Below are 24,220 nucleotides of genomic sequence, written 5' to 3'. Positions count from 1 at the left end.
TAATGAAAGCCTTTTTGTTTAGTTGGGGCGTATTGAATTAAAAATTTAGCTCATCAATCGCAATACTGTCTGTAAAAAAATCATATTCCTGTAATTCTTTACGTAAGCGGTGTTTGTCTTTTATTGCTTCTATTTCCCGCCATTTTCTTTTTTTATTTTTCTGAGAGGTTTTCCTTGTTGTATCTGGTCCTTCTAATATCTCTAATATATCGTTTAGGCTATCCATGTACTTCTCCTATTGATTTTATTGACCTCAAGAATACCTATACCACAGGCCTAGCTAAAATAGAATAAAAAAGTGACAGTAATGTTACGAGGATGTGATGAGTTGATGAAGGTTTATACGAAGATTGTATGAAATGATATCAAGATTTATATTAAGGAATAGCGTATTTTAGGCATAAAAAAACGCCGCAATAGCGACGTTTTTTAAAGAACGTTTAAAGCAAATTACATTGCTTTAAAACGTGCTTCTAGTTGTTCTTGTGCATCAGCAAAAGAGCGAATACCTTCAGCTAGTTTTTCAGTAGCCATAGCATCTTGGTTATGTAACCAACGGAACTGTGCTTCTGTTAAAGGCTCTGGTTTTGGCTCTTGTGGAACATCGCTTTCTAGCAAGTATTCTTGTGCGTCTTCTAAGTTACCTAAATCTTCTAAAAGATTAGGGCTAATAGTTAGCTTGTCACAACCAGTAAGTGCAATAATTTCGCCTGTATTACGGAAACTTGCACCCATCACAACTGTTTTGTAGTCATGACGTTTGTAAAATTCAAAAATGCTACGTACAGACTGAACACCTGGATCTTGTAGTGGATCGGTTGGTTTTTCCATGCCGTTAGCAACGTGCCAATCTAAAATACGACCAACAAATGGCGAGATTAAAAATACATTTGCATCGGCACACGCGCGGGCTTGGGCATCGCTAAATAATAAAGTAAGGTTACATTTAGTGCCTTCTTTTTCTAGCTGCTCAGCGGCTTTAATACCTTCCCACGTAGACGCAACTTTAATTAAAATTTTGTCTTTGCTTACGCCTTCTTTTTCGTAAAGGCTAAGTAGGGTATGTGCTTTATCAATTGTAGCTTGCGTATTAAACGAAAGGCGTGCATCTACTTCAGTAGAAATATAACCAGGTACAATCTCGCTAATTTCTTTACCTAGTAATACGGCAAAGTAATCGCATGCTAGTTCAAGTTGCTTAGCAGGCTCTTGCTCGGTTTCTTTTGCATAGCTCCAAGCTTTATTTAGATAAGGCTTATAAGCTTCAATCTCACTCGCTTTTAATAAAAGCGACGGATTTGTAGTTGCATCTTCTGGTTGATGCTTTTTGATCGCTTCAATATCGCCAGTGTCGGCCACGATAGATGAATGTTGTTTTAGCCTTTGTAGAGCTGAAGTCATTTGCTTTCCTCATTCCAAGCAAGTTAAAAGAATAATCTAAACACTCTTAATATATACAATCCATACTGCAACAGTGTGACAATGCTTGATAGGTCTTATGTCCTGATCAATAGAAAAACGGCAATGCATGGGTTATTAAGAGAGGATTTATTTAAACAAAACGTGCTTTTCGTTTCATTTAATGTTGAAATTGACACTAAACAAATTACAAGTCAATAGCTAACTATGATCACTGTTATTTCACCTGCAAAAAATCTTGATTACGAAACGCCACCCGCAACAGACAAGTTCACTCAGCCTGAATTACTAGAGCACAGCGAAGAGCTCATGAAAGTATGCCGTGAACTAACACCAGCGCAAATTGGCAGTTTAATGAAAATTAGCGATAAGCTCTCAGGGCTTAACGCAGCACGCTTTAGCGAGTGGGCGCAGCCGTTCACACAAAGCAATGCTAAACAAGCCGTACTTGCCTTTAATGGCGATGTATACGGCGGTTTAGATGCAGGTACCCTCAAAGCGAGTGAGCTTGATTACGCACAAAACCATTTACGTATACTTTCGGGTTTATACGGCTTATTAAAGCCACTTGATTTAATGCAAGCTTACCGTCTAGAAATGGGCACCAAGCTTGAAAACTCACGTGGCAAAAACTTATACGAGTTTTGGGGCAGCATAATAGCAAATAAACTAAATGACGTATTAAAAGCACAAGACGCACAATACCTAGTTAACCTTGCTTCAAACGAATACTTTAAAGCGGTAGATAAAAAAGCGCTTAATGGTCAAATTATTACCCCACATTTTAAAGACTGTAAAAACGGTCAATACAAAGTAATTAGTTTTTACGCTAAAAAAGCACGTGGCATGATGGCGCGCTACATTATCGAAAATAAAGTAACGCAATTAAGCCAGCTTAAAGAGTTTACTGTGGCGGGTTATTATTTTAGCCCTGAGGCAACAGCAAAAGAGCTTGAGCCCGTATTTATGCGTGACGAGCAAAACTAAGTCAGTAAACCCAATTAAATATTTTAAAGCCATGCATTGCATGGCTTTTTACGTTTGGCGTTATAATTGCACCTCACCTAATATTAATGAGACTACTAATTAAATAGGTGCAAATAAAATGATCAGCATTCCCTCAGTGGGCGAAGCCGAAAAACTAATAGAAGAAAAGCTCGGAGGGTGGTTTGATATTGTTATCAGCCATATCCCTAATTTTATAGTGGCAATTATAATTGCCATAGTGTTTTCAATATTGGCGCGCTTTGCTGGCAAGCTGGTGAAAAACGTATTACGCAGATCCCTCGATTCAAAACAAATTGCCGATTTAATGGCTTCAATATTTAAAGTTATTGTTTTGTGTATCGGTTTATTTATAGCGCTCGATTTTGTTGGCTTAAAAGGCACCGTTACCTCACTACTTGCTGGTGCGGGTATTGTGGGTTTAGCAATTGGTTTTGCGTTTCAAGATATGACCGAAAACTTAATAGCCGGTATTGCTATGGGTGTACGCAAACCATTCAAAACAGGCGACGTAATAGAAACCGATGATGTGTTTGGTTCAATACATTCCATAAACCTACGTAACACGCTAATAGAGAGCTTTTATGGGCAGTTAATACTGGTACCAAACAAAGTATTATTTAGAAACGTACTAAAAAATTACACCACGCTAGGTGTTAGGCGCATAGAAGTACCCGTAGGTATTTCGTACGGCGACGACATAGAAAAAGCAAAGGACGTTATAGTTAAAAAAATCAATGAATTTGACTTTGTAATACGCAAAGACGAAACCGCCGTATACGCCGAAGGTTTTGGTGACAGTAGTATAAATTTACTGGTGTGGTTTTGGATTAAATACCCAGGTGAGCCTGACTTTATGACGGTACGCCACAAAGGTGTAGTGGCAGTTAAACAAGCACTCGACGAAGCTGACATTAGTATTCCATTCCCAATTCGTACTTTAGATTTTGGTATTAAAGGCGGCGAAAAACTCGATGCCATGATCAGCGATAAAATAAGACCGCAATCATCAAATAAAGGCAGTGGTGGTGATGCTGATTCAAGCCAAAGTGAGTAATTTAGTTAAAGCTCATTAGGCAAAAGCATTGGGAAATAGTTACTTAGTAACAGCGCGTTTTTACAGAGTGAAACGCGCTTTTTAAACATTTTATAAAGTCAAAAATATTTCTAATTTTAAAGTTAAGTCCCTTCATACAAGTATAAATTATCATTTTCCAATAAGAGCGCAGTAAATAAACCCGCAACCATTATGGGCACGTAAACAACGAAATATTTGGATAATAAATTCATTCCAGTGTTTTTTTGTACCTTTTTTGTTTGCTTTACTCTGTAAATTCGGATTTTTTGAATAAATTAGTTCATATTTGCCTTTTGTTAAGCTAGATTTAACTTAACAGCCCTTTATTTAGTAAATACAAATGCCAAGTAAGAAAGAAAATTCAGCTTTTCAAACGAGTCACTGGAGTTTAAAAACTAAGCTAACATTAATTTTCCTACTCGTAGGGATAATACCCGCCCTCATAATTACTACAATTTCTACATTACAATCAAAATCACGCGTCGAATACAATATATCTCAGTCGCTTGAGGCGATTAATCAAATAAAAAAAACTCAGATCGAAAGTTATTTTAATCAAAAAAGGGCAGATATTGAGCTTTTGGCTTTAATTATTCCGCAGCTTGAGGAAGACAACTATGATCACTTTTTTACAGAATATATACAGAAGTATGACTATTACGATGTGTTTTTAATTAATAACAATGGGCTTATTTATTACACTCAAGCTAGAGAATCTGATTATCAAACAAACATATTACAAGGGAAATATGCGAGTTCAAATTTAGGCGATTTAATTAAAGAGGTTAAACAATCTAAAAGTTTTAGTATTGCTGATTACAAACCGTATGCACCAAGTAATGGGGAACCCGCTGCGTTTATTGCTGTACCTGTTGATGGTAGCGATACAATAGTTGCTTTACAGCTTTCGAGCAAAGGGACTAATCAAATAATGGGTGTTCGCGAAGGGATGGGAGGAACTGGTGAGAGTTACCTAGTCGGAGAAGACAAGCTAATGCGTTCTGATTCATACCTTGACCCTGAAGGGCATTCACTCAAAGCAAGCTTTGCAGGAACTGTAAAAAATAATGGTGTGGATACCGAGGCTGTAAATTTAGCTTTAAATGCTCAACATGGAACTAAAATAATAAAAGATTATAATGGAAATAACGTGCTTTCTGCCTTCGATAGTATAAAAATTGGAGATTTTAGCTGGATTATATTAAGTGAAATTGACGAATCAGAAGCATTTTCACCAGTCCATCAGACTGTGCTTTTTAGTGTGATTTCTATAATAGTAGCTGCAATTGTTGTTGTATTTATCGGTGTTTTCTTTTCTAGAAAAATAGCGACTCCAATAATTGTAGCTTCCACTTTTGCTAAAAAAGTGGCGGCAGGAGATCTTAGCAGTAATATCGAAGTTAATTCACACGATGAGGTAGGCATGCTACAAGTTGCATTGCATACCATGTTAGAAAATCTCAGAAAAATGATTGGTGAATTATCTAACGTTGCAGTTCAGCAAGGCAGTACAGCAACAGAGCTTGCCTCAGTTACTGAGCAAACTAGCTTAGCAGTTACCGAGCAGCAAGCACAAACTATACAAGTTGCAGCCGCCACTACCGAAATGACTGAAACAGTTAAAGAGATAGCGAGTACAACTTCTAGTGCATCATTATTATGTGAAAATATTCAAAGAATGGCTCGAGAAGGCTCTAAAAATAATGATAGTACTTACAATGCACTTGTTTCTCTTGGAGAAGCTACACAAAAATCAGCACATGAAGTGACAGAGTTGAAGCATAATTCAGAAAAAATAGTGAATGTATTAGGCGTTATTAAAAAGATAGCTGATCAAACTAATTTACTTGCTTTGAACGCAGCAATTGAAGCAGCTAGAGCTGGTGAACAAGGGCGTGGTTTTGCTGTTGTTGCTGATGAAGTACGAAGCTTAGCTAAGTCTACGCAAGAGTCTACAATGGAGGTTGAAGTGATCATTGAAGCTGTTGTGAGTGCCAGTAACGCAGCTGTTCAAGCAATGACAGATAATGTAGGACAAACAATTCAAGTTCAGGAAATAGCTAAGAAAGCAAACTTAATCAATAGTAATGTAGGCAAAGCAGTAGATGAAATTTTTGATATGGTTGTTCAAATTGCAACCGCCTCTGAGCAGCAGGCAACCACCATTGATGAAATATCACGAAATATAGGTGTCATAAATATGGGTATATCAGAGACCGAGCAGGCAGTTAGAGATATTGCACAGTCAAGTAGCGAATTGTCTAGAATGGCAAACGGTTTAAATGATGAGGCCCAAAAGTTTAGTCTTTAACTTACTCTATTAATTTAGAAATCTTCAATTTAATGCCGCTAATCATACAAATATAACTACGGTAGGATGGTACACGGATGTACCATAAAAGACGTAAATAAGCGCGTGCCAAATAGTGCACGCGCATGAATAAATATTAGAGTTGGTGAGACACTTTGCAACCGACGAGCTCGTAAGTAAATTACAAACTTTCAACATATTTATGTTTTATTCTAATATGTTAAATAACGCTAATTTTATTACGAATGATTTTAACCCCATCCATATTTTCTAAAAACTTTTGAGCTAGTGCGCGCTGAAAACCAGTTTGTGCTTCACCGTATAAATCTACTTCACCATTTTTTACCTGCACACGAATATCACTTAACACTAGGTTAGGATTAGTTCGCAGGGTGTTGGTGATAGCTTGTTGTAAGTTAGGTTGAGTGGCTACACTGCTTACTACGGCCATGTTGGTTGCTGCACTTACTTTTGTAGCGCAAGCTAATAAAAATAAACAACAAAATGATACTAAAGCGATAGTTAACTTGAAGCGGTTCATAACTTAATCCTTACATTACGGTGAATAGTGCAGCCACAATATGGAAATTTTATCGGGCTAGTTACCTTTGTTATTACAATTTCGATGCCACAATTAATACACTGAAATATAAGGATATTTTATTAAGTGAGAATTCAGGTGGGCAATAATTACATTAAAATGAGTATGAGTTACATGATCTGATTACATTTGTTACAGGTACAAGTTTATCGGTGTAGGCTTTGTGGGTACTGTCTTTACATGCATTGTGTTTGTAGATGCTGTCTCTATATTTATTAAATATATAGAGATTAAATATAGAGATTAAATATATAGAGACTAGGCATTTAACTGCGAGCTTAAATGTTCACTGCTTTTTTTACTAAAGCTTTATGTAAATATGCGCTTATACAATGTAATGGATTATTTATATGGCACATAATTACCGTGAGCTTTTAGCCTATATAGGTTGGGAAAATAACAACGTTACTATTGAGCTCGTAAAGTTAACTAAAAATGGGCATTCATATTACTTTCAGGATAAATTATGGCTGCGAAATTTAAGAGGATTAGGTGACACTCTGTGTTCTTCTGAGTCAGGGGAAAAGCTAGAAATTGCTGTACTTAATCGAAATCGTATTCCTTGCTGGGTTAACCCAGATGAGGTGGTTGTTGCTGAGTCAGCAGCTGAACGTTTTGAAAAATGGACAAATAAAACCTTAAATAAATAAGCTAATCGCATTAAAAAGCCGACAAAAGTCGGCTTAGTATAAAAATGTTTTAGGTTACTTTTTCTTTTTAACCTTGGCCTTTTTCTTGGCTTTCATTTTTACTGGATCTTTACGCTTTTTAGCCGGTGGCTTAGCCTCTTTATGCTGTGGCTCAACACCTCTAATTACACGGCGTTTTAATTTTTGTTCAATGTAGCGCTCTACTTTATACAAAATACCAATGTCGTGTGCTTCAACTAGCGATATTGCTATCCCTTTTTTACCAGCACGGCCAGTACGACCAATACGGTGTACGTATACGTCGGCAGTGCGCGGCATATCAAAGTTAATAACATGGCTGATGTCAGATACGTCAATACCACGTGCAGCTACATCGGTAGCAACTAATATACTTGTTTTGCCACTGTGGAAGTTTTCCATGGCTTTCATACGTTTGTCTTGTGGCATTTCGCCGCGTAACCACGCTGCTTTTATATCATTAGTGGTAAGTTCACCAATTAATGTTTCTAAGCGTTCGCGAGTTTTAACAAACACAATCGCTTTAGTTACTTCAGGATTCTTTAGCGTATTAACTAACAACTCAAGTTTATGATGGTAGTCGTCGGCTAAATGTACCCATTGGTGAATTTTAGCTTTTTCTTTACGTGACGATTCAGCTTCAAGCAGTGCAGGGTCGTTTAATGTTTTTTCAGCAAACCTTTCTACGCTGTCACCTTCAAGTGTTGCTGAGAATAAAAAACATTGGCGACGATTTTTAGCTTCGTCACAAATACGGCTCATTTCTTTTTTGAAACCCATATCTAACATGCGATCTGCTTCATCAATAATAAGCATTTCTACGTGTTCAGCATGAAAGTTTTCGGTTTCAAGATATTCCATTAATCGACCTGGTGTAGCGATTAAAATATCGTTATTTTTTTCAAAAATTTCTTTATGCGTGCCGTAGTTAATACCGCCTGTTACTACACCAATTTTTAGGTGTGTGCGTTTAGCTAGCAGTTCACATTGTTCATGAATTTGATAAGCGAGTTCACGAGTCGGGGTCATAACGAGTACGCGCGCAAAACCAGGATCACGACGTGGGAAATCCAGTAAGTACTGAATAGCCGGAATTAAAAATGCCGCTGTTTTACCTGTACCAGTAGGCGCAGATGCTAAAATATCGCGCCCCTGTAGTGCTTCAGGAATAGCTTGTTGTTGAATGCTGGTTGGCGTCTCGTAGCCCATTTTATTAATGGCATCGAGTAGCTTGTTATCAAGATCAAATTCAGAAAATTGCATAGAGTGTCTAAAATAAGGGACAATTACCCTGATTATACGCGCTATGCTGCGCTTGGTGAATGAAAAGGTGAAAAAATGTCTGGTTTTGTATTTAAACAATTTAAAGTTGAACATGACCACTGTGCAATGAAAGTTTCTACCGATGGCATTTTGCTTGGCGCATGGGCTAATTTAAGCGGTGCAAAGTCATTACTTGATATAGGCACCGGCACCGGCTTATTAGCACTAATGTGTAAGCAGCGCAGTAATGAGCTTAATATAACTGCGGTAGAAATTGACGAAAGTGCCTATACCCAAGCATTACAAAATGTAGCTAATAGCCCGTGGCCAACTATAAGTATTACGCATCAAACTATTCAACGCTTTAGTAGTGACGTTAAGTTTGATGTGGTTATCTCTAATCCGCCGTATTTTAATCACAGTTTAAAAGGCGATAATACTGCGCGTAATACCGCACGTCATACAGACGGCTTAAGTTTTGAAGAATTAATAAATGCGTTTAAACGTTTAAGCCATAGAGGTTCTCGCTTTAGCTTAATACTCCCACGCGTTGAAGGCGTGCTATTTATTGAGCTTGCTACTCAAAATGGGCTTTATTTAAATGCTCATTGCCAAGTAAAAGCCACGCCAAATAAAGATATTAGCCGCAGTTTAATGACATTTAGCTACGTAAAAAGCGATATAGAATCATCAACACTGTGTATTAGAAACTTAGATAATACCTACACAGCTGGTTATATAGCCCTGTGCAGAGCATTTTATTTGAAAATGTGAAGCAATTGTAAAATAGGAACAAATAACGCAAACTGGCTAAAACCTATTGCTGAGAACAGATATGGATAGTCAGTTACCTAAACCCTTTATAATTACACTTGCCGTATTACAGGCTATTGCTCTTACCCTTTTGTATAGCAGTATAGAAAATAATGTGTGGCCAGCAACAAGCCCTACATGGCTTGTCTCACTTATTACATTTTCTATGAGCTTTCCTTTATTAATGCTAATGACCGTTAATAAAAATAATATAAAAACGTCGTTACTTTTAATCCTTCCTTTTTCCTTGTTGTTATCTTTATTGGGTGCCTATGCAGGCTTTCAACAAGAGCCTCAAGAGTACGTAAGTAATAGTAATTTAATATCAATTTTTATTTTTACTAGTTTAATAGCTGGCTTTAAAGGCCTTATGTACATTCAACAATTTGGTAGTTCAGAAAATGTTAGCTACAGTCGTTTGTTTAAGCTCTCTTGGCGTAATTTTATAATTTTTGGAGAATGCTGGCTGTTTGTACTTATTTTTTGGGGAATACTAAATTTAGGTGCGGCTTTATTTGATATTTTAGATATACAATTTTTCTCTGAGCTACTAAGAGATGAATGGTTTTGGATCCCAACCTTAACGCTCGCATTTGCCTTTGCGAGTGTCATATTTAGAAAGCTTTTGAACATTGAAGACAATATCGCTTTTTTACTACAAACTTTAATTAAGTTTTTATTGCCTGTTCTATCAGTTATTTCTCTCGGTTTTTTAGCAACACTTCCTTTTACCGGACTCAATAAATTATGGGAAACCGGAAGTGGTAGTTTATTAGTAATGTGGCTGCAGGTGCTCACGTTATTTTTTGTTAATACGGTTTATAAAGATGACTCATCAGTTCGCCCTTATCACTTGCTCTTGCACCGACTCGTTTTTATAAGCGTAGCGTTACTTCCTGTTTATAGTGTTATTTCGGCCTACGGAATTTACTTGCGGGTAGATCAGCATGGGCTAACAGTAGATCGTTGTTGGGGCATTTTAATTTGGTTTTTATTAGCGTGTTTTTCGTTTAGTTACCTTGTTGGAATTATAACAAAACGAGACAATTGGCTAGAGCCGCTGAGCAAAATAAATATTGTGATGGGCTGGGTTGTACTTGTAAGTATGCTTGCTGTTAACTCTCCTTTATTAAACTTTCAAAGTTTATCTACAAACAGCCAAATAGCGCGCTTAGATGACGGTAAAGTAACAATTGAAGAGTTTGATTATTACTATTTTGAGTACAGCTTAGGTCGTCAAGGTTATTTGGCTATGCAGTTATTAAAACAGAAAATTGAAACGAGTCACCCAGAGCAATACGCTATTATCGATAGAATGTATGTAAATAATGAGTTTGCTTTAACGCTTGAACACACAGTCGATGATTTTATTGAGCGCAGTGTATTTTGGCCATCACAAGAGCTAATACCTCAAGGCTTAATAGAGGCAGTATTTTCTGATCAACGTTTTTACGATCGTAACTCTTTAAAAGAACATACTTACTATTTCATTGGCATGGACTTGAACAAGGATGATGAGCTAGATTTTATAGTGATTGACGAAAATAATGAAAATATAGCCGCCTATTTCTGGTTATTCGACATGGGTAAGTGGCGCTCAAAGTATATGGATGTCGAAAATCCTGAAGAGATTAGATACCTTAAAAGCATGATTGATAATAATGAATTATCTTTAGTTGAGCCTGAATATTCAAATCTAAAAATAGGGGATGTTGTTTTTAAAGTGAGGTAATACGTTACTTTGTTTTTTATGCTACAGCCCCTTAAACCTAAACTAATGATTATTAGTTTAGGTTTTTTATTTTATGTACAGCGCTTTAATAGTGTGTTTATAAATCACCTGATATGATTTAGCCATTAGCCCCTTAATTTAAAGGCAACACAATGAAAAAATTAAATAAAACAGTATTACTTAGCACGTTAGCAGCCACCATTTTTGCAAGCCAAAGCGCGTTTGCTGCAATTACGCCTGTAGGGCTTTGGAAAACCATTGATGAGGATACAAACCAAGCTAAGTCGTATGTACGTATTACCCAAACCAATGGTGTATTAAGCGGCAAAGTTGAAACCATTCTTAACCCTGCAAAACAAAACGATATATGTACCGAGTGCGATGATGAGTTAAAAGACCAACCTATTCTTGGCATGACTATTATTAAAAACGTAAAAGCACAGGATGATGGCATCTGGGGAGACGGTGAAATACTCGACCCAACAAATGGCAAAACTTATACCTTACAACTAACCCCGCAAGAGGAAGGTAAAAAGCTCGAAGTACGCGGCTACATTGGCTTTTTTTACCGCAATCAATATTGGATAAGAGTAGAGTAAGTTTTACTGCTTATTTAATTACTAAACGTTAAATAATTAACCGTTAACTGAAATCATTTTTGCGCTTTGCCTTTCTTACTCATTAAGTCAGCCATATTTAATTGGCATTAAATTTTGAGTGAATAATAAAGGAAAGAAGATGATTAAGTACGTAGTTGCTTTAATGATGCTAAGTACACTGTTAATAAGCGGCGGGGCAAATGCAAAGGATGATGCTGTAAATACGGGGTGGTTTAATAACACAGCTATTAAAGGGTACGATAGCGTTGCTTACTTTACCCAAAATAAAGCAGTTAAAGGCAGCAGTAAATACACATTTAATTATTTAGGTGCCGACTGGCATTTTTCGAGTGAAGAAAACAAAACGGCATTTGCAGAAGACCCTAAGCGTTATGCACCGCAATACGGTGGATGGTGTGCTTATGCGATTGCCGATGAGGGCAATGCTGTAGGTATAGACCCAGAAGCATTTTATATTCACGAAGGTAAGCTTTACTTAAACTATAGCGAAAGCGTGCAGCAAAAATGGCTAAGTAATTTACTGCCGTACATTGTTATGGCAGATGGGTACTACCCACAAACAACCAATGTTATGACGTTTCAATAAATTTACTCATATTATTAATTAAAAAGCCCGTAACTAGGTTAGTTACGGGCTTTTTAATTTTTAAATACCGGTATTTACTAACGAGAATAACTAAAGCGTTTCGCCGTATTCAGTCATTACCTGTTCAACCCACGTTGCAATACGGTCGTCGCTTAGCTCGTATTGGCTGTCTTCGTCGAGTGCGAGTCCTACAAACTGTTTGCCATCAGGCGTTAATGCTTTTGAAGCTTCAAACTCGTAGCTACTGTCGTTTGGCCAAAAACCAAGTTGAGTAAATGTTTGCGTATTTATTTCGTCGTGCAGCATGCCTAGCGCATCTTGAAACCACTGCCCGTAACCTTGCTGGTCGCCCATGCCAAATAAAGCAATGGTTTTACCGTTTAGGTTTACGTCGGCTATGTCGTCCCACTTTGACTCCCAGTCTTCTTGTATTTCACCAAAATCCCATGTTGAAATACCAAAGATGATAAAGTCATACTGCTCTGCATTTTTTAGTGGCTCGTCTTTAATATTGTGCAGGGTAACTATATCGGCACCAATAATGTCGCGAATCTTTTCTGCTGCCATTTCGGTGTAGCACGTAGTAGAACCAAAAAATAAACCAATTTGCATCGTATTTATCACTGTGTAATTGCCTGATATGATAGGCTCAAGTTTACCGTAAGGTATTTTTAATTGATACCTTAGCAAAGCATGAGAGCATAATGTGACAACGCTATCTGACGATTCTTTTGAAAATAACAGCAGTATGAGCAGTAATAGCGACTACCTAGAAACCTTTTTAGATAGCCTGTACTTAGAGCAAGGCGTAAGCGAAAACACATTAAGTGCTTATCGCAGTGATTTAGATAAGTTTTGCCTATTTTTAAAAGGGCAAAATTTAATGACGGTAACCGGGTTTGATGTAGAGGGTTACTTAGCTCACCGAGTTGATTTAGGTTTAAAACCACGCAGTACTGCGCGCAGCATTAGTGCGCTTAAGCGTTTTTATCAGTACTTTGTGCGTGAAAAACTAATTAGTGATACTCCCATGCTAAATATTTCTCAACCAAAAGCAGGGCAATCGTTACCTAAAACACTCTCAGAGGCCGAAGTTGAGGCATTATTAAATGCGCCCAATACCGAAGAAGCAATGGGACTGCGCGATAAAGCCATGCTAGAGCTACTTTATGCAACGGGTTTGCGTGTAAGTGAGCTTGTTGGACTGCGCATGGAGCAAATTAATTTGCGCCAAGCGGTGGTGTTTGTAAAAGGTAAAGGTAACAAAGAGCGTTTAGTACCACTAGGTGAAGAGGCCATGTATTGGCTTGAGCAATTTTTAAAGGTCGGGCGCGCACAAATGATAAAACACGCCACCGATTTTGTGTTCCCCTCTAAACGCGGAGTAGGCATGACGCGACAAACCTTTTGGCATAGAATTAAACACTATGCTATTTTGGCAGCAGTTGAGTCTCCATTATCGCCCCATACTATGCGCCATGCTTTTGCTACGCACTTATTAAATCATGGGGCAGATTTACGTGTGGTACAAATGATGTTGGGCCATAGCGATTTATCAACGACGCAAATTTATACCCATGTTGCCAACGAACGGTTAAAGTCGGTACATGCGCAGCATCATCCACGTGCGTAAGTTTGAAATTAAATATCATTAAGCCGGTCAATATATTAAGTCTTTTAGGATAGAGAGAAGTTATGAAAAAATTAATGTTAGCAGGTGCCATGTTGTGCACAAGTATTAGTGCATTTGCAAATGGCGTTGCTGTAACACCAGATGCTAATGATCCTATTATTACTAAATTTGCCGAGCTTGGTGTAACTGTAAAGCAAATTAATCCAAGCCCAGTAGCGGGTTTAAAAGAATTGATCACTAATAAGGGCGTGCTTTACGCAAGTCCAGATGGTCAATTTTTAATGCAAGGCACACTAATCGACTTAAACAATCGTAATAACTTAACAGAGCAAGCATTAAACGGCGTGCGTGTTGAGGGCATTAAAGAATACGAAAATTCGATGATTGTGTACAAAGCACCAAACGAAAAACACAGCATTACTGTATTTACCGATATTAGCTGTGGTTACTGTCGTAAATTACACCGCGAGTTAGGCGATTTACTTGATGCAGGTATTACTGTTAAGTACTTAGCGTTTCCTCGTGGCGGACTGCAAGGTTCTGGTTACGCAGATTTAATGAATGTATGGTGTGCACGCGATCAGCAAGAAGCACTTACAGAAGCTAAATCGGGCACAAGTACTAAAGTAGTTGCAGGTTGTATCGCGCCAGTTGCAGAGCATTACCAACTTGGTCAAAGCTTCGGTATTAGCGGCACGCCCGCTATTATTTTAGAAGATGGCACGATGATCCCAGGTTATCAGCCAGCTGCAGCACTAAAAGCAGCATTAGAGGCTAACAAAGCGTCGTAATTAAACGCGTAGCATTATTAAAAAGGCCTTAATGGCCTTTTTTTGTCTTTTTAATACGACTCAATAAGTTAAAACTCTGCATGAAAAAACTAATCATTGCGCGTGAAAACGTTGACGACTCGCATCTCCCGAGTAATTTACACCCTGTAATTAAACAAATTTATGCTAACCGTAATGTATTTAATGCTGAAGAGCTGAATAACAGCGTAGCGACGCTTCACGACTTTAAACTGTTTAAAGACATCGACAAAGCCAGCGACTTATTAATTGAAGCATTAAAAGCACAAAGCCATATTTTAATCGTTGGCGACTTTGATGCCGATGGCGCGACCAGCACTGCAACACTAATGCAGGGCCTTGAGATGTTTGGCTTTAAGCATTTAGATTACTTAATTCCTGACAGGTTTAGCTTAGGTTATGGCTTAAGCCCCGCGCTTGCAGAGCAAATAGTACAAATAAAACCTGATTTAGTGATCACCGTAGATAACGGCATATCGTGTATTGCCGGTATTGATATTTTAAAAGCGGTTGGCATAAAAGTGCTGGTTACAGATCACCACTTACAAGGTGATCAACTGCCAAATGCCGATGCAATAGTAAACCCAAATAGGCACGAGTGTAATTTCCCGTCTAAATCGATAGCAGGCGTTGGTGTTGCTTTTTACTTACTAATAGCACTGAGAAGCGTAATGCGAGACTTAGGTTATTTTGAGCAGCAACCGCCACCTAATCTAGCTAACTTACTCGATATTGTAGCGCTTGGTACGGTTGCCGATGTAGTGGCGCTTGATGCAAATAACCGCACTTTGGTACATCAAGGTTTAGCACGTATTCGCAGTGGTAAAACACGCCCTGGTATTACCGCGCTAATTGAAGTGGCTAACCGTAATGCTGCCCGCTTAAGTGCAAGCGACTTTGGTTTTTCACTTGCACCGCGTTTAAATGCAGCTGGGCGATTAGACGATATGAGTTTGGGTATAGCGTGCTTACTCAGTACCGATATAAATCAAGCTCGCAGCATAGCGGGCGAACTCGATAGCTTAAACTTTGCAAGGCGTGAAATAGAGCAGGGCATGCAAGCAGAGGCACAAGCTGTACTCGATAGACTCGCATTTAGCGACGATAACATTCCTGATGCTATTTGTTTGTTTCAAGATGATTGGCACCAAGGCGTTATTGGTATTTTGGCCGGTCGCTTAAAAGAAAAATACCATCGCCCAACCGTTATATTTGCTGGTGGCGAAAACGGTGAAATAAAAGGCTCGTGCCGCTCTATTGAAGGGCTACACATGCGCGATTTACTCGAAGGGCTTAATACTGCCGACCCACACTTAATTAATAAGTTTGGTGGCCACGCAATGGCTGCTGGTTTAAGTATTAACGAGCAACACTTTAACGACTTTAAACAAGCCTTTGACGCTGCTGTTAGCGCGCAACTCAGTGAAGAAAGTAAACGCTGCATTGTGTTTACCGACGGCGAGCTGCCAAACGACTGCTTTACTATGGAATTTGCCCAGCTATTAAAGCAGTCAGGTCCATGGGGTCAGCAATTTCCTGAGCCGGTGTTTGAGCATACCTTTGAAATAATACAGCAGCGCATAGTTGGCGAAAAACATTTAAAGCTGGTGTTAAAGCATCAATCTGGTCGATTAGTTGACGCCATTGCCTTTGGTATTGATGTAAAAGAATGGCCAGATACCGAGGCTAAATTTGTAAAAGTAGCGTACCAGCTCGATATAAATGAGTTTAGAGGTAAATTTACGCTGCAATTAATAGTTAGAGAGCTTGAAAAAGTGCACTAAAAAATATGTAATATCATGCATAAAATGCTAATAAAGCGCGCGGTTTTTTGTTAAAATCGGGCGTTTTTATCATTTGACGATAATTTATTGCGAAAATCCCATTTTAAGGGGCGCAATTACCTAGCCATTTTGGAGTGATGTACATGTTTGAAGTGAATCCTGTGATTAATCAAATCAAGGAAATTCGCGAACGTACTGAATTGCTTCGGGGGTACCTTTGACTACGCTCTTAAACAAGAACGCCTAGAAGAAGTTAACGCCGAACTTGAAGATTCAGCCGTATGGAATGAGCCTGAACGCGCACAAGCGCTTGGCCGTGAAAAATCAGCATTAGAAGCAGTTGTTGAAACAATCGACAACCTTGTAGCCGGTACAGACGATGTTGAAGGCTTACTTGAGCTTGCAGTTGAAGCTGAAGACGAAGACACCTTTGTTGAAGCGCAAACTGAACTTGCTGATTTAAACGAGCAGTTAGAAGGTTTAGAGTTTCGTCGTATGTTTTCAGGCCCTCACGACTCAAACGATGCTTATCTTGATTTACAATCAGGTTCTGGCGGTACTGAAGCTCAAGACTGGTGTAATATTTTACTACGTATGTATTTACGCTGGGGCGAAGCTAAAGGCTTTAAAGTTGAGCTAGTTGAAGCGACCGACGGTGACGTAGCCGGTATTAAAGGCGCAACAGTTCGCTTTGTTGGTGAATATGCTTACGGTTGGTTACGTACCGAAACTGGCGTGCATCGCTTAGTGCGTAAAAGCCCATTTGATTCAAGTGGTCGTCGTCATACCTCATTTGCTTCTGCGTTTGTATACCCAGAAGTTGACGATAATATTGAAATTGATATGAATCCGTCAGACCTACGTATAGACGTTTACCGTGCATCGGGCGCGGGTGGTCAGCACGTTAACACCACCGAATCGGCAGTGCGTATTACTCACGTACCAACAAATACCGTAGTGCAGTGTCAAAACGAGCGTTCGCAGCATAAAAATAAAGCCCAAGCGATGAAGCAGTTAAAAGCTAAATTATTTGAGCTTGAGCTACAACAGCAAAATGCTGAAAAACAAACGCAAGAAGACGCTAAATCTGATATTGGTTGGGGTAGTCAAATTCGTTCATACGTACTTGATGACGCACGCATTAAAGATTTACGCACTGGCGTTGAAAACCGCAATACCCAATCGGTACTTGACGGTAACTTAGATAAATTTATTGAAGCCAGCCTTAAATCTGGCCTATAACCACCAAGCTAATAAAGAGCTAAAAAATGACTGATAAAATCCAAGACGAAAACAAGTTAATCGCTGAGCGTCGCGGCAAGTTAGACGCTATACGCGAAAATTGCCCAGCCAACGGTCATCCAAACCAATTCCGTCGTGAGCATTACACGGCTGATTTGCAAGCCCAGTTTGGTGATAAGAGCAAAGAAGAATTAGTAGAGATGCAAGAAGTTGTGTCTATCGCTGGCCGTATTTTAGCAAAGCGAGGACCGTTTTTTGTAATTCAAGACATGAAAGGTCGCGTACAAGCGTATGCATCTAAATATGTTCAAAAAGATCTTAAAGAAAAATATGGTCAACTAGACACTGGCGATATTATTGGTGTTAAAGGCGCGCTAAATAAATCGGGTAAAGGCGATTTATACGTAGAAATGACTGAGTATCAACTATTAACTAAGTCACTTCGTCCGTTGCCTGAAAAATTCCATGGCTTATCAGATCAAGAAACAAAGTACCGCCAACGCTACGTTGATTTAATTACTAACGAAGCAACGCGCGAAACATTCCGTATTCGCTCGCAAGTAGTTGAAGGCATTCGTCGCTTTTTAGCAGACCGTGACTTTATGGAAGTAGAAACGCCAATGCTACAGGTTATACCTGGCGGTGCATCTGCGCGTCCGTTTGTAACTCACCATAATGCGCTTGATATCGACATGTACTTACGTATAGCGCCAGAGCTTTACTTAAAGCGCTTAGTGGTAGGTGGTTTTGACCGTGTATTTGAAATTAACCGTAACTTCCGTAACGAAGGGTTATCTACGCGTCACAATCCAGAATTCACAATGATTGAATTTTACCAAGCATACGCTGATTACATCGACCTGATGAACATCACCGAAGACATGCTACGTACAGTTGCAGAAAACGTGCTAGGTAGTGCAGTTGTAGTTAATACAACTAAAGACGAAAACGGCGAAGTGATTGACTCAGTAGAGTACGACTTTGGTCAGCCGTTTACACGTTTAAGCATGGCAGATGCTATCTTAAAGTATAACCCTGAGTTTGATGCTGCGGTATTTAATGACCCAGAAAACCACTTTGACGAATTAAAAGCGTACGCTAAACAAGTGCACGTTAAAATTCCTGAAAATTGTGTTTGGGGCCCAGGTAAGTTCTTGTGTGAAATATTTGAAGAAACAGCAGAGCACATGCTTATTCAACCTACGTTTATTACTGGCTACCCGTGGGAAGTATCGCCACTTGCACGCCGTAACGACGAAAATGCATTTGTTACAGACCGTTTTGAATTTTTTGTTGGCGGTCGTGAACTTGCAAATGGTTTCTCTGAGCTTAACGACGCACAAGACCAAGCTGAGCGCTTTACTCGTCAAGTTGAAGAGAAAGACGCAGGCGATGATGAAGCAATGCATTACGATGAAGACTACATACGCGCACTAGAGTATGGCTTACCGCCAACTGCAGGTGAAGGTATTGGTATTGACCGTTTAGTAATGTTGTTTACTGACTCATCAACAATTAAAGACGTTATTTTGTTCCCGCATATGCGTCCACAAGCTGACTAGGCTTTGGGTAGAACAACGTAAGTTAATAAACGCCGCTTAATAGCGGCGTTTTTTGTTTTTAAATCGGCTTTTGTTATTTTAGTTAATAATACCAATCTGCTTATATACGGGGTCTATTTAACGTTAAGAAAATTACGCTAGAACTAGGCAAAAATTTTTGTATCTAGTTGTTCTCGGCAATTGCTCCCTGCATTGCTCTACCTCCTGCACCCATGCAGTCGTAAATAAAAAATTTTTAACGACGTTATAGTGCAATTTAATTCGTTAAATTGATCAAAGATTTATGCAGGTTGGTATAAGTACCACACTAAAAGTTAAATGTAGTTATTAGTACTGGTTAATCTGCAATTCAGCTTCGCTAATTTATTGTTATTAGCAGTTTTAATATTAAAACTAACAGTGCTATAACTTTTTAGTATGATTGTTTTTTAAACATATGTTGTATTTATGTAAATATATTAGATAGAATACGCACGAAATTTAAACTGCTTAGTATTTAGCAGATCAATATAGATTCTTAAAGGACTTAGAATAATAGTATGAAAGATAAACGAGTAGATGATTTATCAGAAGAATGCACAACAGAGCAAGAACGAGATGCTTACTACCGTGCTTGTATTGCCGAATTTCAACAATTAGGTTACCAAGAACAGTATTTGGCTCAGTTAACGGATGAGTTAGTTCCTGTGCTAGGTGTTAATCCTTCAAATAAAAATACGTAACCCGCTTAAATTTCAAACTAATTACACTTTTAAACCAAGCATATGTGCAATCTGTAACCATATAGTCGTTTTTGGTAGAAAAGTGTTTGACATATTTTCTGAAATCTTTATTATACGCCCCACAAGACGGAGAGGTGTCCGAGTGGCCGAAGGAGCTCCCCTGCTAAGGGAGTATAGAGTTTGTAGCTCTATCGAGGGTTCGAATCCCTCCCTCTCCACCATTTTTTTAATGGCGTGTTTTGTAAAGTTTTAAAGTATGGGTGCATAGCTCAGCTGGATAGAGTACTCGGCTACGAACCGAGCGGTCGGAGGTTCGAATCCTCCTGCGCCCACCATACTTTAATAACTCTGCTTAGAGTCTAAATAAGCAAAAGCTCTACTTAGAGTTAAAATAAGTAAACTATAAAGTGGGTGCATAGCTCAGCTGGATAGAGTACTCGGCTACGAACCGAGCGGTCGGAGGTTCGAATCCTCCTGCGCCCACCACTTTATAGACTCTCACTTAGAGTAAAAACAAGTAATAGTAAAAATGAAAGTGGGTGCATAGCTCAGCTGGATAGAGTACTCGGCTACGAACCGAGCGGTCGGAGGTTCGAATCCTCCTGCGCCCACCACTTTCATGTTTTCATACACTTTTAAGTGTAAGAAAAATAAACCGATGGAAATCGGTTTTTTTATGTCTGAATTTATACGCTCTGCTTAGAGTTTAAATAAGCAATCTATGAAAGTGGGTGCATAGCTCAGCTGGATAGAGTACTCGGCTACGAACCGAGCGGTCGGAGGTTCGAATCCTCCTGCGCCCACCACTTTCATACTAAGCCGACGTTAAGTCGGTTTTTTTGTGCCTGAAATAAAGTGAAATGTAGAGTTTAGGAGGATTGAGAACCAAGAAGTCGGAGATTCACTCTTACAAGATACGTCCTGCGCCCACCACTTTCATAAATAAGCCGACATTAAGTCGGTTTTTTTGTGTCTGAAATAAAGTGAAGCTCGAAGATAACCCCTGAAGACACCGAGTTTAATAATCTGTTGTAGACGCTGAGCTTGCTCGCGTGAGAAGCGAAGCTTCTAATTACTAACCATGAATATAACTCAGACTTTATTTACGAGCTTCGCTCGTCGCGTCAGCAAGCTGCACGCCTACAAGTAAAAGCAATCATATCCAACACCGAGTCTAATAATCCGTTGTAGCCGCAGAGCTTGCTCGCGTGAGAAGCGCAGCTTCTAATCACTTACCATCGATATAACTCAGACTTTATTTACGAGCTTCGCTCGTCGCGTCAGCAAGCTGCACGCCTACAAGTAAAACCTGCCCTAATCTTTAAATCTAAACTCCGAGTTTGTTTATTCGTTGTAGCCGCAGAGCTTGCTCGCGTGAGAAGCGCAGCTTCTATTACTATATCCATTCAAAGCCTAATCAAGTCCACTCGACCCATTTCTAAAGCTGCTCTTTATTATTACCTATGTTATTTTAAACGCCTTGTTTAAAAGGATCTGACTGCATGTTTAAAACCGCATTTATTACTCTATTCTTATTTCTTAGCGCTATTTTTATTTCAAGCGTGCAAGCCAACGAAGCTAATAACTCACTTGTTGTCGGTGCGCAGCAATATGCTAAATATTTACCAGAGTTAAAAAATAAACGCGTAGGGCTGGTGGTCAATCAAACATCAATGGTAGGGCAAACTCACTTAGTAGATGCTCTACTGACTAAAAGCATCAACATAACTAAAATTTTTGCACCTGAGCATGGCTTTAGGGGCGATCACGATGCTGGCGCGTATGTAAAAAATGCCGTTGATAGCAAAACCGGTATTCCGCTTATTTCTATTTACGGTAAAAATAAAAAACCAAGCCAAGCTGCTTTAGCCGATGTTGATGTCATTATTTTTGATATTCAAGATGTGGGTGTACGCTTTTATACCTACATAAGCTCTATGCATTACGTGATGGAAGCTGCTGCAGAGCAGGGGATAGAATTTTTAGTACTCGACAGACCCAACCCAAATATTGCCTACGTTGATGGGCCAATATTAGAGCCAGAATTTAAATCGTTTGTAGGCATGCACCCCATTCCTGTATTGCATGGTGTGACCGTTGGCGAGCTGGCTAAAATGATCAAGGGTGAGAGCTGGATCAATAAAGCGGCCGATTTAAAACTAACCGTGATCCCTGTTGATCATTACACTCGTAAAAGCACTTACAGCTTGCCTGTAAAACCCAGCCCTAATTTACCTAACGATCAAGCCATTGCGCTTTACCCATCGCTTTGCTTTTTTGAAGCAACTCCTATCAGCATTGGCAGAGGCACCGACTTTGCGTTTCAAGTAATTGGTTACTCGCCAGTTGCATTAGGGGATTTTAATTTTACACCGCGCGCAATTAAAGGCGCTGCTTTAAACCCTAAATTTAAAAACCAAACCGTGCAAGGGCTCGATTTAAGACAAGTAAACATCACAGGGCTAAATTTAACTTACTTAATAAATGCGTATACGGAGCTTAGTAAAAATGACATCTCGTTTTTTGAACGTGCTGACTTTATGGATAAACTAGCGGGTACTAATAAATTGCGCTTAGCTATTGAAGCAGGGCAATCAGAGGCGCAAATAAAACAAAGTTGGCAGGCGGGGCTTGTGCAATTTAAAGCGCAAAGAGCGCCTTACTTGCTATATAAATAAGGGCTAAGCATGTTTATTGCTTTTAAAAATCAAAGGTGTAGTTATATAAAAAAAGCATTTATAGCGGCGTTAAGCTTTATTGTTGTGGGTTGTAGTACACCATCTGAGCCTATTAGCTCGGTGCTACCACTTACAAAAAGCCAACTTGTAGAGCTGCCTAATGCACAAGTGGTTGTAACGTTTCCTGAGGTAAATCCAAGTAGCCGGTTTTATGTAAATAACCGAGGAACGTTTAAAGCTTACAAAGGGCGCGGGCAATTATTAATACAAAACCACAACGCACAAAGCGCCGATATTTACATTAATAATCAAAAGCTCGACGTTAATCAATTAAGCGCCAACACCTTGTACAATTACAGCTTGGCAAAAAATACTCACAACGGCGTTAATACTTTTAAAGTTGAAAATATTCTCCCTACTGGCGCAAGTTTAACGCTGCGTTTTGCATTTCCTACTTTAAGCGACGACCCAATAAAAAGCGTAGATTTTAGCGAAGTGGATGCGTTAATAAATCGCGATGTAAAAGCGGGTTTTCCTGGGGCTGTGTTGGCTGTTGTTAAAAATGGCGAGCTAATAAAGTTAACTGCCTATGGCGATGCAAAGCAATATCAGCAAAGTGACTTAATGCTGTTACGCCCGGAGCCAATGCAAACTAATACCTTGTTTGATTTAGCCTCAAACACCAAAATATTTGCCACCAACTTTGCCCTTATGAAATTAGTAAGCGAAGGGCTATTAAATATTAATAAACCCGTACAAAGCTACCTAAGCGAATATAAAGGCGAAGGGCGCTCACAACGCACAGTAAAAGATTTACTTACACACAGCGCCGGATACCCGCCAGTATTTGATTTTCATCGTAAAGATGGCAGCAATGGCGATGCGTTTTATTCGCAAAATAGTAAAACCACCAAACAGCTATTACTTACCAGCGTACCTTTTAGCAGTAAATCATCTGCTCAGCATGTTTACTCAGATATTGATTACATGATTTTAGGTGTGCTCATTGAGCGTATTACAGGGCAACCTTTGGATGAATACTTAGAGCAGCACGTATATGCGCCACTAAAATTAACCAATACGTTATTTAATCCACTTAAAAAAGGCTTTAAGCCGCAGCAATTTGCAGCCACAGAGCTTAGCGGTAACACGCGAGACGGGCGTATTAAGTTTGATAATATTCGCACCACTGTTTTACAAGGGCAAGTGCATGACGAGCGCGCTTACTACTCACTTGATGGCGTAGCAGGGCATGCAGGACTATTTAGTAATGCTCACGACTTAGCCGTGCTTTGCCAGCTATTATTAAATAGCGGTGGCTACGGCGACCAACAATTATTTAGTGCAAGCGCCTTAGCACAATTTTTAACGCCGCAAAGCAGCGACGAAACCTATGGGCTGGGCTTTAGGCTTGCTGGTAACAACCAAGCAAGGCGTTGGCACTTTGGCCCTTATGCAAGCGCACAGGCCTATGGGCACACAGGTTGGACAGGTACAGTGACAGTAATTGACCCCGCTTACGACTTAGCTATTGTTTTACTTACTAATGCTCGCCATAGTGCCATTAAAGGTTCGCAAAAACGTTACGAATTTACAGGCAAGCAATTTGAAACCGCACAGTACGGATCGGTTGTGTCGCTTATTTATGAAGCACTACTAAATCAATAAGTTATCTTATAGGTTAAAACGTACTA

At 39.2% G+C, this 24,220-nt stretch carries 21 protein-coding genes and 5 tRNA genes; 21 read left to right on the top strand and 5 right to left on the bottom strand.

The genetic code is table 11. The features are described 5' to 3' along the window. Nucleotides 1–37 precede the first annotated feature (37 nt). Nucleotides 38–226, bottom strand: coding sequence for a DUF3545 family protein (locus PX700_RS03180; protein ID WP_166421303.1), 189 nt, complete (start codon nucleotides 224–226; stop codon nucleotides 38–40). 224 nt (nucleotides 227–450) lie between these two features. After that, on the bottom strand, nucleotides 451–1,401 hold the full coding sequence (gene tal, locus PX700_RS03175; RefSeq protein ID WP_479519829.1) for a transaldolase: 951 nt from the start codon (nucleotides 1,399–1,401) through the stop codon (nucleotides 451–453). Nucleotides 1,402–1,626: 225 nt separating this feature from the next. On the opposite strand from tal, the gene yaaA reads away from it, so the two are divergent. The 3 genes from yaaA (at nucleotide 1,627) to PX700_RS03160 (ending at nucleotide 5,813) form a co-directional block, all read left to right on the top strand. Then, nucleotides 1,627–2,406, top strand: coding sequence for a peroxide stress protein YaaA (gene yaaA / locus PX700_RS03170; protein WP_479519828.1), 780 nt, complete (start codon nucleotides 1,627–1,629; stop codon nucleotides 2,404–2,406). Between the two features lie 118 nt (nucleotides 2,407–2,524). Then, nucleotides 2,525–3,481, top strand: a complete 957-nt coding sequence (locus tag PX700_RS03165; RefSeq protein ID WP_479519827.1) for a mechanosensitive ion channel family protein — start codon at nucleotides 2,525–2,527, stop codon at nucleotides 3,479–3,481. A 361-nt stretch (nucleotides 3,482–3,842) separates the two neighbouring features. Next, nucleotides 3,843–5,813: a methyl-accepting chemotaxis protein gene (locus PX700_RS03160; RefSeq protein ID WP_479519826.1), complete on the top strand. Its 1,971-nt coding sequence runs from the start codon at nucleotides 3,843–3,845 to the stop codon at nucleotides 5,811–5,813. A 220-nt stretch (nucleotides 5,814–6,033) separates the two neighbouring features. Here the strand turns inward: PX700_RS03160 and PX700_RS03155 are convergent, their stop codons facing one another. After that, a complete protein-coding gene (locus tag PX700_RS03155) occupies nucleotides 6,034–6,354 on the bottom strand; it encodes a BON domain-containing protein (RefSeq protein ID WP_165727216.1) in 321 nt (106 codons plus the stop codon). A gap of 410 nt (nucleotides 6,355–6,764) precedes the next feature. Here PX700_RS03155 and PX700_RS03150 point away from each other — a divergent pair, with 410 nt between their 5' ends. Continuing rightward, nucleotides 6,765–7,064, top strand: coding sequence for a hypothetical protein (locus PX700_RS03150; protein ID WP_479519825.1), 300 nt, complete (start codon nucleotides 6,765–6,767; stop codon nucleotides 7,062–7,064). Between the two features lie 54 nt (nucleotides 7,065–7,118). On the opposite strand, the gene srmB is transcribed toward PX700_RS03150, so the two are convergent. After that, nucleotides 7,119–8,345, bottom strand: a complete 1,227-nt coding sequence (gene srmB, locus PX700_RS03145) for an ATP-dependent RNA helicase SrmB (RefSeq protein ID WP_479519824.1) — start codon at nucleotides 8,343–8,345, stop codon at nucleotides 7,119–7,121. A 75-nt stretch (nucleotides 8,346–8,420) separates the two neighbouring features. Between srmB and PX700_RS03140 the strand changes: the two genes are divergently transcribed. From PX700_RS03140 to PX700_RS03125, 4 genes are all read left to right on the top strand, one after another. Continuing rightward, a complete protein-coding gene (locus PX700_RS03140; RefSeq protein WP_479519823.1) occupies nucleotides 8,421–9,119 on the top strand; it encodes a tRNA1(Val) (adenine(37)-N6)-methyltransferase in 699 nt (232 codons plus the stop codon). A gap of 61 nt (nucleotides 9,120–9,180) precedes the next feature. Next, a complete protein-coding gene (locus PX700_RS03135) occupies nucleotides 9,181–10,890 on the top strand; it encodes a DUF4153 domain-containing protein (protein ID WP_479519822.1) in 1,710 nt (569 codons plus the stop codon). A 152-nt stretch (nucleotides 10,891–11,042) separates the two neighbouring features. Continuing rightward, a complete protein-coding gene (locus PX700_RS03130; protein ID WP_415637564.1) occupies nucleotides 11,043–11,489 on the top strand; it encodes a DUF2147 domain-containing protein in 447 nt (148 codons plus the stop codon). 139 nt (nucleotides 11,490–11,628) lie between these two features. Further along, complete coding sequence (locus tag PX700_RS03125) at nucleotides 11,629–12,096, top strand: YHS domain-containing (seleno)protein (RefSeq protein WP_415637565.1); 468 nt, start codon at nucleotides 11,629–11,631, stop codon at nucleotides 12,094–12,096. 90 nt (nucleotides 12,097–12,186) lie between these two features. Here PX700_RS03125 and fldB read toward each other — a convergent pair whose 3' ends face one another. Further along, nucleotides 12,187–12,708 carry a flavodoxin FldB gene (gene fldB / locus PX700_RS03120; protein ID WP_007583764.1) on the bottom strand — a complete coding sequence of 174 codons (522 nt, stop codon included), beginning with the start codon at nucleotides 12,706–12,708 and terminating at the stop codon, nucleotides 12,187–12,189. A 94-nt stretch (nucleotides 12,709–12,802) separates the two neighbouring features. Here fldB and xerD point away from each other — a divergent pair, with 94 nt between their 5' ends. The 13 genes from xerD (at nucleotide 12,803) to pbp4b (ending at nucleotide 24,194) form a co-directional block, all read left to right on the top strand. Further along, complete coding sequence (gene xerD / locus PX700_RS03115) at nucleotides 12,803–13,729, top strand: site-specific tyrosine recombinase XerD (protein ID WP_415637566.1); 927 nt, start codon at nucleotides 12,803–12,805, stop codon at nucleotides 13,727–13,729. A gap of 62 nt (nucleotides 13,730–13,791) precedes the next feature. Continuing rightward, nucleotides 13,792–14,520 carry a bifunctional protein-disulfide isomerase/oxidoreductase DsbC gene (gene dsbC, locus PX700_RS03110; protein ID WP_415637567.1) on the top strand — a complete coding sequence of 243 codons (729 nt, stop codon included), beginning with the start codon at nucleotides 13,792–13,794 and terminating at the stop codon, nucleotides 14,518–14,520. An 80-nt stretch (nucleotides 14,521–14,600) separates the two neighbouring features. Beyond that, complete coding sequence (gene recJ / locus PX700_RS03105) at nucleotides 14,601–16,322, top strand: single-stranded-DNA-specific exonuclease RecJ (protein ID WP_479519821.1); 1,722 nt, start codon at nucleotides 14,601–14,603, stop codon at nucleotides 16,320–16,322. A gap of 143 nt (nucleotides 16,323–16,465) precedes the next feature. Then, nucleotides 16,466–17,564 (top strand): peptide chain release factor 2 gene (prfB, locus tag PX700_RS03100; RefSeq protein ID WP_165727224.1). Its coding sequence is split into 2 segments (ribosomal slippage): nucleotides 16,466–16,540 and nucleotides 16,542–17,564, totalling 1,098 coding nucleotides; the frame shifts between segments, so codons are not numbered across the junction. Between the two features lie 26 nt (nucleotides 17,565–17,590). Next, nucleotides 17,591–19,126: a lysine--tRNA ligase gene (gene lysS, locus PX700_RS03095; protein WP_479519820.1), complete on the top strand. Its 1,536-nt coding sequence runs from the start codon at nucleotides 17,591–17,593 to the stop codon at nucleotides 19,124–19,126. A gap of 539 nt (nucleotides 19,127–19,665) precedes the next feature. Continuing rightward, the gene (locus PX700_RS03090) at nucleotides 19,666–19,848 is read left to right on the top strand and encodes a hypothetical protein (protein ID WP_415636353.1); all 183 of its coding nucleotides are present in this window, start codon (nucleotides 19,666–19,668) and stop codon (nucleotides 19,846–19,848) included. A 128-nt stretch (nucleotides 19,849–19,976) separates the two neighbouring features. Beyond that, nucleotides 19,977–20,069 (top strand) — tRNA-Ser (locus tag PX700_RS03085). Nucleotides 20,070–20,106: 37 nt separating this feature from the next. Beyond that, nucleotides 20,107–20,183: transfer RNA gene (locus tag PX700_RS03080), tRNA-Arg, on the top strand. 74 nt (nucleotides 20,184–20,257) lie between these two features. Continuing rightward, a tRNA-Arg gene (locus tag PX700_RS03075) sits at nucleotides 20,258–20,334 on the top strand. Between the two features lie 51 nt (nucleotides 20,335–20,385). Continuing rightward, a tRNA-Arg gene (locus PX700_RS03070) sits at nucleotides 20,386–20,462 on the top strand. A 115-nt stretch (nucleotides 20,463–20,577) separates the two neighbouring features. Continuing rightward, nucleotides 20,578–20,654 (top strand) — tRNA-Arg (locus PX700_RS03065). Between the two features lie 696 nt (nucleotides 20,655–21,350). Continuing rightward, a complete protein-coding gene (locus tag PX700_RS03060) occupies nucleotides 21,351–22,526 on the top strand; it encodes an exo-beta-N-acetylmuramidase NamZ family protein (protein WP_479519819.1) in 1,176 nt (391 codons plus the stop codon). 9 nt (nucleotides 22,527–22,535) lie between these two features. Continuing rightward, entirely contained in the window at nucleotides 22,536–24,194 is a 1,659-nt protein-coding gene (pbp4b, locus tag PX700_RS03055) for a penicillin binding protein PBP4B (RefSeq protein WP_479519818.1), read from the top strand. Nucleotides 24,195–24,220: the final 26 nt, after the last annotated feature.

It is taken from the genome of Pseudoalteromonas sp. TP27 (assembly GCF_056470645.1).
Note: the sequence above shows the minus strand (reverse complement) of the source record. Positions and strands in the feature narration are given on the sequence as shown.

What these genes read in the sequence shown, in the direction of transcription:
- PX700_RS03180 (WP_166421303.1), bottom strand. Translation starts at nt 226, where the DNA reads ATGGATAGCCTAAACGATATATTAGAGATATTAGAAGGACCAGATACA.
- tal (WP_479519829.1), bottom strand. Translation starts at nt 1,401, where the DNA reads ATGACTTCAGCTCTACAAAGGCTAAAACAACATTCATCTATCGTGGCC.
- yaaA (WP_479519828.1), top strand. Translation starts at nt 1,627, where the DNA reads ATGATCACTGTTATTTCACCTGCAAAAAATCTTGATTACGAAACGCCA.
- PX700_RS03165 (WP_479519827.1), top strand. Translation starts at nt 2,525, where the DNA reads ATGATCAGCATTCCCTCAGTGGGCGAAGCCGAAAAACTAATAGAAGAA.
- PX700_RS03160 (WP_479519826.1), top strand. Translation starts at nt 3,843, where the DNA reads ATGCCAAGTAAGAAAGAAAATTCAGCTTTTCAAACGAGTCACTGGAGT.
- PX700_RS03155 (WP_165727216.1), bottom strand. Translation starts at nt 6,354, where the DNA reads ATGAACCGCTTCAAGTTAACTATCGCTTTAGTATCATTTTGTTGTTTA.
- PX700_RS03150 (WP_479519825.1), top strand. Translation starts at nt 6,765, where the DNA reads ATGGCACATAATTACCGTGAGCTTTTAGCCTATATAGGTTGGGAAAAT.
- srmB (WP_479519824.1), bottom strand. Translation starts at nt 8,345, where the DNA reads ATGCAATTTTCTGAATTTGATCTTGATAACAAGCTACTCGATGCCATT.
- PX700_RS03140 (WP_479519823.1), top strand. Translation starts at nt 8,421, where the DNA reads ATGTCTGGTTTTGTATTTAAACAATTTAAAGTTGAACATGACCACTGT.
- PX700_RS03135 (WP_479519822.1), top strand. Translation starts at nt 9,181, where the DNA reads ATGGATAGTCAGTTACCTAAACCCTTTATAATTACACTTGCCGTATTA.
- PX700_RS03130 (WP_415637564.1), top strand. Translation starts at nt 11,043, where the DNA reads ATGAAAAAATTAAATAAAACAGTATTACTTAGCACGTTAGCAGCCACC.
- PX700_RS03125 (WP_415637565.1), top strand. Translation starts at nt 11,629, where the DNA reads ATGATTAAGTACGTAGTTGCTTTAATGATGCTAAGTACACTGTTAATA.
- fldB (WP_007583764.1), bottom strand. Translation starts at nt 12,708, where the DNA reads ATGCAAATTGGTTTATTTTTTGGTTCTACTACGTGCTACACCGAAATG.
- dsbC (WP_415637567.1), top strand. Translation starts at nt 13,792, where the DNA reads ATGAAAAAATTAATGTTAGCAGGTGCCATGTTGTGCACAAGTATTAGT.
- recJ (WP_479519821.1), top strand. Translation starts at nt 14,601, where the DNA reads ATGAAAAAACTAATCATTGCGCGTGAAAACGTTGACGACTCGCATCTC.
- lysS (WP_479519820.1), top strand. Translation starts at nt 17,591, where the DNA reads ATGACTGATAAAATCCAAGACGAAAACAAGTTAATCGCTGAGCGTCGC.
- PX700_RS03090 (WP_415636353.1), top strand. Translation starts at nt 19,666, where the DNA reads ATGAAAGATAAACGAGTAGATGATTTATCAGAAGAATGCACAACAGAG.
- PX700_RS03060 (WP_479519819.1), top strand. Translation starts at nt 21,351, where the DNA reads ATGTTTAAAACCGCATTTATTACTCTATTCTTATTTCTTAGCGCTATT.
- pbp4b (WP_479519818.1), top strand. Translation starts at nt 22,536, where the DNA reads ATGTTTATTGCTTTTAAAAATCAAAGGTGTAGTTATATAAAAAAAGCA.